The organism is Paraburkholderia sp. 31.1, from assembly GCF_014397645.1.
Taxonomy (GTDB): domain Bacteria; phylum Pseudomonadota; class Gammaproteobacteria; order Burkholderiales; family Burkholderiaceae; genus Paraburkholderia; species Paraburkholderia tuberum.
This window is the reverse complement of the sequence record NZ_VZQN01000042.1, coordinates 66,972-74,234: the sequence shown is the minus strand read 5'-3', so window position 1 is coordinate 74,234 and position 7,263 is coordinate 66,972. Positions and strand designations below refer to the sequence as shown.

General features: G+C 61.4%; 10 protein-coding genes. 6 read left to right on the top strand and 4 right to left on the bottom strand.

Annotation, left to right across the window (positions count from 1 at the left end):
* Positions 1-347: 347 nt before the first annotated feature.
* Positions 348-887, bottom strand: coding sequence for an SRPBCC family protein (locus tag F6X37_RS27975; protein ID WP_187613536.1), 540 nt, complete (start codon positions 885-887; stop codon positions 348-350).
* Positions 888-1,422: 535 nt separating this feature from the next.
* Here F6X37_RS27975 and F6X37_RS37190 point away from each other — a divergent pair.
* The 3 genes from F6X37_RS37190 to F6X37_RS27965 are packed head-to-tail and all read left to right on the top strand — an operon-like array spanning position 1,423 to position 3,242.
* A complete protein-coding gene (locus F6X37_RS37190) occupies positions 1,423-1,908 on the top strand; it encodes a hypothetical protein (protein WP_262420050.1) in 486 nt (161 codons plus the stop codon).
* A 12-nt stretch (positions 1,909-1,920) separates the two neighbouring features.
* A complete protein-coding gene (locus tag F6X37_RS37185; RefSeq protein WP_262420049.1) occupies positions 1,921-2,748 on the top strand; it encodes a sialidase family protein in 828 nt (275 codons plus the stop codon).
* A 5-nt stretch (positions 2,749-2,753) separates the two neighbouring features.
* Positions 2,754-3,242: an NUDIX domain-containing protein gene (locus F6X37_RS27965; RefSeq protein ID WP_187613535.1), complete on the top strand. Its 489-nt coding sequence runs from the start codon at positions 2,754-2,756 to the stop codon at positions 3,240-3,242.
* Between the two features lie 75 nt (positions 3,243-3,317).
* Here F6X37_RS27965 and F6X37_RS27960 read toward each other — a convergent pair whose 3' ends face one another.
* From F6X37_RS27960 to F6X37_RS27950, 3 genes are read right to left on the bottom strand one after another with little or no spacing between them, the layout of a single operon-like run.
* Complete coding sequence (locus F6X37_RS27960) at positions 3,318-3,593, bottom strand: hypothetical protein (protein ID WP_262420048.1); 276 nt, start codon at positions 3,591-3,593, stop codon at positions 3,318-3,320.
* A 39-nt stretch (positions 3,594-3,632) separates the two neighbouring features.
* Entirely contained in the window at positions 3,633-3,842 is a 210-nt protein-coding gene (locus F6X37_RS27955; protein WP_090811076.1) for a hypothetical protein, read from the bottom strand.
* 26 nt (positions 3,843-3,868) lie between these two features.
* Positions 3,869-4,114, bottom strand: a complete 246-nt coding sequence (locus F6X37_RS27950) for a hypothetical protein (protein WP_026226136.1) — start codon at positions 4,112-4,114, stop codon at positions 3,869-3,871.
* A gap of 310 nt (positions 4,115-4,424) precedes the next feature.
* Between F6X37_RS27950 and F6X37_RS27945 the strand changes: the two genes are divergently transcribed.
* From F6X37_RS27945 to F6X37_RS27935, 3 genes are all read left to right on the top strand, one after another.
* Complete coding sequence (locus tag F6X37_RS27945; protein ID WP_187613534.1) at positions 4,425-4,742, top strand: hypothetical protein; 318 nt, start codon at positions 4,425-4,427, stop codon at positions 4,740-4,742.
* Positions 4,743-4,997: 255 nt separating this feature from the next.
* A complete protein-coding gene (locus F6X37_RS27940) occupies positions 4,998-6,623 on the top strand; it encodes a response regulator (protein WP_184068252.1) in 1,626 nt (541 codons plus the stop codon).
* A complete protein-coding gene (locus F6X37_RS27935) occupies positions 6,620-7,252 on the top strand; it encodes a response regulator transcription factor (RefSeq protein ID WP_090811083.1) in 633 nt (210 codons plus the stop codon). The genes F6X37_RS27940 and F6X37_RS27935 overlap by 4 nt, the downstream gene beginning before the upstream one ends.
* The last annotated feature ends 11 nt before the right edge of the window (positions 7,253-7,263 follow it).

The following is a 7,263-nucleotide window of genomic DNA, read 5'->3' as shown; positions in this document are numbered from 1 at the left end:
CGCATCGAACCACGAATGCGCAAACGAAGACCGAAGTCCTACCCATGGCTGAAAGAGCCTCGTCACATCGCACGTGAGCGCGTCCAAAAATATGGGCACGCTCCACGGGCTTAAGTAAGTGCCATTCACATTAGCCACGTTCCACAAACCGCGATACGAGCAAGCCGATGGAAGTACAGAGCGCATTGATTCACGTCTTCGACGGCGCCGATCTGGTCTGCGAAATGGTCTACTTCGACCACAAGACAGTCCTGCGTCGGCTCGGCGCTGCAAGGCCCGCGGGCTGTCTTTCGTCCCTTTCCATGCCATCCGCCAGGCGAGCCATCCGATTGCCGGTGCACTCCGGTCTACGGCATCGTTTCCAACGTTTTCTTCAGCCGCGCGACTGCCTCTTCGGACTCCTGCTGGATTCGCGCGCGCACGAACAAGACATTCACCGCTGCAAACCATAGTGACGGGGAGCGGTAGACGAACTCACGCTCAAATCGCGTCCCGGACGCTACGGGCCTCAGGGAGTAGCTCACCGCGCCGGCGGACTTGCCATCTATCGTGCCGACGATGACCCATTTGCGCGGACGGTCCCGCACAGCAACCGTCCACACGACGCTTCCCCGCCGACCCGCCACGCGAAATTCTTCCACGACCTGTTCGCCAACGCTCAACGGGTGGTCGGTTGCCCCCCTTACCGATAGTGAAGACGGGTGCCAATCGGGCCAGTGCGCGGGTGTCGTCACGTAGTCGAAAACGACCAAATCCGGTTGCTCGATCAAGATCACGGTGACAATCTTCGTCGTCAGGTCGACGGACTCAGGCAGCGGTAGAGCAAGCAGGACAGCGACCGCGAAGGCTGCCATGATCGCGCTGATCCATCTCAATGGCCATTTCATCTGCGACTCTTCGAAGTATCGCGCACACGTGGACTGCCGGGCCTCTAAACAGGCTCGAAAGCTCTGCGGGTTCCCCGACCAGATAACGGCGAAGCCGGACGCAGATCGAGGCACGCGCCGTGCGCCGATAGTACCGCGTTGCGGCGCTCGTTCCGGTCAGACACATCTCGCCAGTTCACCTCGTCAATGTCGTCCGGCCCGGTCATCTAAAACCAGGGCGCCAATGCAGTGACCTCTTTTCTGCCATGAACCTGATCGGCGGCAGTTGTGCCATCGAATCTGATTTGAGGCGTCATGCTGCTTCTACAAGCGCATACATGCTTCCATCGTCCTTCTGCAAGCCCCATACCACATCAATAGAAATAAGGATGGGGCGTCCCAAATAGCATCCGTCAGGAATTTTTCACACGAATCCGGCGCCCGCGTCCTAGTGTGTCTCCATGGTTGGGCATCGGACGTGCATCGATGCAACTCTCGAGGGGCGGTAGCAAGAACAATCGGTTTTCACATGGGTGCCGGTGACGGATGCCCGCCAATGCGCAAGCGTATTACCCTTTTCGCGAGGCACGACATGACATCGATTTTCAGACGGCTATCCCGTTCTACTTCCAGCGGCTTTGCAGGTGGCAGCGTCATCGCGCTTCTTACGTGCGCGATCGTCCCAGGTGCCGAGGCGCAAGTGGTCGGCCCGCTCGTCACGGTGGCCGCGGGCGATCCATTCAGCGGATGCACTGCGGACCAGATTAACGCACAGGAGTCCGCATTCGGGAGCGTCCTGTTTCCGGCCACGTCGATCGAGCCATGGGTGGCGGCGTCCCGCCTACTCGTCGGCCATCAGCAGGACCGCTGGGACGACGGTGGCTCACGCGGACTCGTCGGCGTCGTCTCCACCGATGCGGGCAGCACATGGACCAATACGATCCCATCCGGCGTTACCGATTGCACCGGGGGCAAATTCCGTCGCGCCTCCGATCCGTGGGTAGACTTCGCGCAAGACGGAACCGCGTTCTTCTTGTCGTAGGTGTTGGACCCGATGAAGCCGACCACTCCGTTTGGGGCGCGCAATAGCGCCTTGCTGGTCAGCCGCTCAGTCGACCACGGCGCGAGCTGGCAGGCTCCCATGACGCTGATCCGCACCAACTCGCCGCACGCGCTCAATGACAAGAACTCGCTCACCGCCGATCCGACGGCGAACGGTTACGTCCATGCGGTGTGGGATCAATTGAGCGTTTTCCCGCCAACCCAGGCCGGCGATCAGATGCTCGCGGGAAACGACGGTGTCGAGATCGCGCGTCAATTGCGCAACGGTGCAGCGGGTGGTGCTCCGGTCTTCAAGTTCAATTTCACCGGCCCGAGCTTCTTCTCGCGATCCATCGACAACGGCGTGACCTGGAGCACGGCCGCCCCGATCTATCAACCGGGCACGAAGGCGCAGACGATCAAGAACATTGTACGGGTGTTGCATGATGGGACCCTGCGTGACTTCTTCACTGCAATCAGTGTCACCAACTCGGGGCTCAGCATCGGCTATATGAAGTCCACGGATAAGGGCGCGAGCTGGAGCACGCCGACGTTCGTCAACGATATTCAGGTGCGCACCCTGGGAGTGGTCACGCCGGACACCGGCCAGCCGATACGCGATGCCGCCATTCTTTTCAGTGTCGCTGTCAACCCGGTCACGGGGGCCGTCAGGCTCATCAACGCCGGGGGCGTCAGCGAACCGCAATCGCCACTCTCGATCCGCGATATCTGGAGCCGGGACGAGGCTGGTCGCCCGCCGTGGGACCGGCGGCGGCCGGCAGCGAAATGGGAGGTGTGCTGGCGAATCGGAAGCTCCGTTGACAATGAAAGGAAAGGATAAACCTCATGCCGAGCGTTGAGCGCGCCCGGGTGGCTGCGCTGATCGACTCTGTTTGGCGCATGGCGCTTCGCCTCGGATTTCCGCTCGCCCGCGCGTGGTGGCACCTTCGACGTCCTCGCCATGAGGGCGCGTTAGTAGCAATCTACGTCGGTCAGTCGCTGTTGCTGCTGAAGTCGTCGTACCGCGCCGAATGGGGGTTCCCGGGCGGCAGTATCCGGGCCGGTGAGACACCTGCTGCTGCGGCGCTGCGCGAGATGGAGGAGGAGATCGGACTTGCGTCTCACCCCTTACTGCCAGCAGGCAGCGCCGCCGGCATGTGGGACGGGCGAAGAGACCGGGTGCATTTCTTCGAACTGCGCCTCGATTGCCTACCCGAACTGCGGCTCGATAATCGCGAGATCGTCGCCGCGCATCTGGCGTCGCCGGAGGAGTTGCCTGGCTTCGCCGTGACAGGCGCGGTCGCTGCGTATCTCGGCAGGGATGTCTGCGGCTAGTCGAGCCGTTTTTCTTGCATGACCGTTCGAGTCCGCGTGACGCTGCGCGAGGCGCGGGCCTTCCAGGCATCAGGGTTACAGCCCCACGGTTTTTAACGCTTCCTGATTCGCCAGCATGGCATCGATAAGAGCGCGAGCCTTGCGGTCGACGCACGTGAGAGCAACACTTTCCGACTCGTAGGTAACGACATCGGCTAAGTCACCGGTGACGTGCTGTTTTCGTGTCCTTCTACGCAACGACCACGTGACGCGATATGTCAGCGCGATTCCAACGGACAAACGGGCCGTCCGCGGCTCCATGTGCGCTTCGATGACGAATCCGCGATAACGCCCGACAATGTGATGTTTCATTGATTGACTTCACCGTCTTTCGCCTTCATCGCTCGCCTCTCAATGCACGACGCCAAAGAACAAAATTGCGCCTTCGGCCGGCGTCAGGCCCGCCTTGAAGTAGCCTTCGAGCCGGTCGGCTGTCGCTTCATCGAGCGTGAAGGGCGGATGGACGTAGCCTACGGCGAATGCATGGTCGTACCAGTCGTTGAGCCAAGCGCGCAGCTCTATCACGTCCTGCGGCAGTGTGTTCGAAGCATCGTCGTGCATGTGCGTTTCCCCGGCTGGCTGAACGATCAGGCCGCCATGCGGCCTATCCCCATTTCCGGACGGCGCTGGCCCGGCGGAAACACGTGCCATGCGCCGTCGGCATGGCGAAAGAAGAAGAGTGAAAACGCCCCGGTCGGCAGATCGATTTGAATGCACACCCGGCATGTTCCACCCGAGCGCGAGCGGTTCAGCAGACGCACGCGCGCCCCTCGGCCCCCCGTCGGGCCAACGAGTTTTTCGACCTGAGAACGCAGCGATCTGTTGCCCGCCATGATTTTCCCCGCGATGCACGATGATTCGATGCTATGGCGATCGGTGCGTGCGTCCAATCGGCACCGGCCGGAATGTCGTTTCAGGAATCACTGGTTTCAGCCGTCAGGACTTCCTGAACCGGAGCAGCATGTAGAACGGCATTTAAGGGTCCTTGCCCATCTGCGGGGGCTTTCGCCATGAATCACACTAAGGATTTCCTGACACGCGAATCAGGAAGTCACACCCTGATTTTCCAGCTTGCGCTGAATGCGACACACATTCTGCTCGTAGATGATGAGCCATCGAAATGCAATGTCGAATTGATGCAACATGATCGGCTATCTATCGGAACGGGAAAACGTCATCGAGCAAATCGACGCGATATGTCTGCGACTGTTCGACACCTGGTGCGAGACGCGCAGCGTGACATCGCTTGCGTATTTGATGCACTGCTGGCCGTTGATAGACAGCACGACCAACGCGCTCAGGCGCCTGGGCGAAGCCATGCGCGAGTTGCGGCGCAATCACGCGGACCAGATCGACGAGTATGATTTTCGCGCGCTGTGCGAGGTGGCCGACCTCATCGACGAACTGACCTTGCCGCGCACGGTCCGACTGATCGCGGTGGCGGGCGAGGTGTCGCACTAGCGAACGGCAACGCCGGCCAGGCGCGCAACTGCTTACAGGCACGCATGCGGCGGCTGTGAGGCCACGGGGCGCGCCGTTTCATTGGACGTTTGAAACCCGGAGCGGGCGTGATGGACCAGGCGCCGGCATCGAGTGCAGAATAGGACGACCACAACGGCGGCACTCGCGGGGATATATGGCGCTCGACATTTTCGACGCATGGTGGAGCGGGCTCCTGCAACCCGCTGAGCGGTATCTCGAAGGGAACACCGCATCATGAGCCATCTCGCCGCTCCGGTCGCGTATACGGGCACGATTCTGATCGTCGACGATACGCCGGGGAATCTCGGCGTGGTTGTCGACAGTCTCGAGGCGCGCGGCATTCGCGTGCTGGTGGCGCTCGACGGTATCGAAGCGTTGGAGCGCGCAGCCTTCTCGCAGCCCGATGTGATCCTGCTCGACGTGAAGATGCCGGGCATCGACGGCTTCGAGACCTGTCGGCGCCTCAAGCGCGATGAGCGCACGCGCGATATCGCCGTCATATTCATGACCTCGCTGATGGACAACGAGGACCGCGTCGAAGGCTTTCTGGTGGGCGGTGTCGATTATGTGACCAAGCCATTGCGCGTCGATGAGATGGTCGCGCGCGTTGGCGTGCACCTCGAGCTGCGGGTGATGCACAAGCAGGTTCTCGCGCAGAACCGGCAACTGCTGGCGGAAGTCGCCGTGCGCAAGGAAACGGAGGCCGCGCTATCGCAAGCGCGCGACGATCTGGAGCGACGTGTCGCATTGCGCACCGAAGAGCTGGCGCGCGCCAACGCCAACTTGCGGGCGCAGATCGACGAGCGGCGGCGCGCGGACGCGCGCCTGCAGGCAAGCGAGGCTCGCTTTCGCGCGATTGTCGAAACGAGTCCGGTGCCGCTGTGCATCACCTCGATGCCGGATGGGCACATCCTGTACACGAACCCGCCGCTGCGCGAACTCTTCGGCATGGACGAAGGCTTGTCCGCCAATATCGCGGATTTCTACGCCGAGCGGGGCGAGCGCGAGCGTCTGATCGAACATCTGCGGACCAAGGGTGGCTTGCGCAACACGGAGATACAGTTCCGGCGCCAGGACGGTACCCGGTTCTGGGCGATGGCGACGGCGCGCGCCGCGACTTACGACGATTCTCCCGCGATCTATGTGGGCCTGAATGACATTACGGGGCGCAAGCAGATGGAACAGGAACTCGTCGAATCGCGCGAGCAGCAGCGCGAACTGTCCGCGTACATGGAGGCGATTCGCGAGGAGGAGAGAAAGCGCATTGCGATGGAAATTCACGACGAGCTGGGGCAATTGCTGACCGCGCTCAAGATGGACGTGTCTCTGCTCAAAATGCGCATCGCGCACGACGCGGAAGCGACAAAAAAAGCCGACGATATGCGCCAACTGGTCGAAGGCACGATCTCGATGGTGCGCAATGTCGCGAGCCACCTGCGGCCCGCGGCGCTTAACTTCGGCATCGTGTCTGCGCTCGAATGGCTTGTCGACGAGTTCAACCGCCGCAATGCGATTGCGTGTGAATTGCGCATCGAAGGCGGCGAACCTACGCTGTCCGACGCCCACGCGACGGCCCTGTTCCGCATTGCCCAGGCTTCGCTGACGAACGTCGCACGTCATGCCGCCGCCACACGTGTCGAGGTGACGCTTGTTTCGACGGCTTCACAGCTCTTGCTGCATGTGCGTGACGACGGATGCGGCTTCGATCAGCAAGTGGTGAGTCGCAACTATTCATATGGCCTGCTCGGCATGAACGAGCGCGCGCGGCTGATCGGCGGATCGCTTTCGATCGACAGCTCGCCGGGCGCGGGCACCATGGTTTCGATTCATATTCCGCTCGATGGCGGAGCTCGAACATGATCAGGATACTCATTGCGGACGATCATGCGATAGTCCGTGGCGGACTCAGACAGATCATCGCGACCACGAGCGATATCGTCGTTGCGGCGGAAGCGGCGCAAGGAGCGGAAGTGATCGACAAGCTGCGCTCGTGCGCGCTCGATCTTCTATTGCTCGACATGACGATGCCCGGCATCAGCGGCGTCGCTCTGATCCGCAGGGTACGGGCGGAACATCCTTCGTTGCCGGTGCTGGTGCTGAGCATTCACGACGAGGCTCAGGTCGCGTCTCGCGCGCTGCGCGCGGGAGCAACGGGATATCTGACCAAGGACAGTGACCCGGAGGTGCTGCTCGCGGCAATCCGCAAGCTCGCGGACGGCGGCCGTTTCATCGATCCGAAGCTCGTCGATGCGATGGTGTTCGATACACAGCGCGGCGACGTCCCGCCGCATGAAGTACTGTCGGACCGCGAATTCCAGGTCCTGCAGATGCTCGCGGCAGGCAGGAGCATCAATGAAATTGCCCAGGCATGTGCCCTCAGCGCGAAAACGATCAGCACACACAAGATGCGGTTGATGCAGAAACTCGGGCTTTCCAACAACGCTGAGGTGATCCGGTACGCGATCCGGCACGGAATGATCGTCGAGTAGAAAACGAAGGA

What these genes read in the sequence shown, in the direction of transcription:
- F6X37_RS27975 (WP_187613536.1), bottom strand. Translation starts at nt 887, where the DNA reads ATGAAATGGCCATTGAGATGGATCAGCGCGATCATGGCAGCCTTCGCG.
- F6X37_RS37190 (WP_262420050.1), top strand. Translation starts at nt 1,423, where the DNA reads ATGCGCAAGCGTATTACCCTTTTCGCGAGGCACGACATGACATCGATT.
- F6X37_RS37185 (WP_262420049.1), top strand. Translation starts at nt 1,921, where the DNA reads ATGAAGCCGACCACTCCGTTTGGGGCGCGCAATAGCGCCTTGCTGGTC.
- F6X37_RS27965 (WP_187613535.1), top strand. Translation starts at nt 2,754, where the DNA reads ATGCCGAGCGTTGAGCGCGCCCGGGTGGCTGCGCTGATCGACTCTGTT.
- F6X37_RS27960 (WP_262420048.1), bottom strand. Translation starts at nt 3,593, where the DNA reads ATGAAACATCACATTGTCGGGCGTTATCGCGGATTCGTCATCGAAGCG.
- F6X37_RS27955 (WP_090811076.1), bottom strand. Translation starts at nt 3,842, where the DNA reads ATGCACGACGATGCTTCGAACACACTGCCGCAGGACGTGATAGAGCTG.
- F6X37_RS27950 (WP_026226136.1), bottom strand. Translation starts at nt 4,114, where the DNA reads ATGGCGGGCAACAGATCGCTGCGTTCTCAGGTCGAAAAACTCGTTGGC.
- F6X37_RS27945 (WP_187613534.1), top strand. Translation starts at nt 4,425, where the DNA reads ATGATCGGCTATCTATCGGAACGGGAAAACGTCATCGAGCAAATCGAC.
- F6X37_RS27940 (WP_184068252.1), top strand. Translation starts at nt 4,998, where the DNA reads ATGAGCCATCTCGCCGCTCCGGTCGCGTATACGGGCACGATTCTGATC.
- F6X37_RS27935 (WP_090811083.1), top strand. Translation starts at nt 6,620, where the DNA reads ATGATCAGGATACTCATTGCGGACGATCATGCGATAGTCCGTGGCGGA.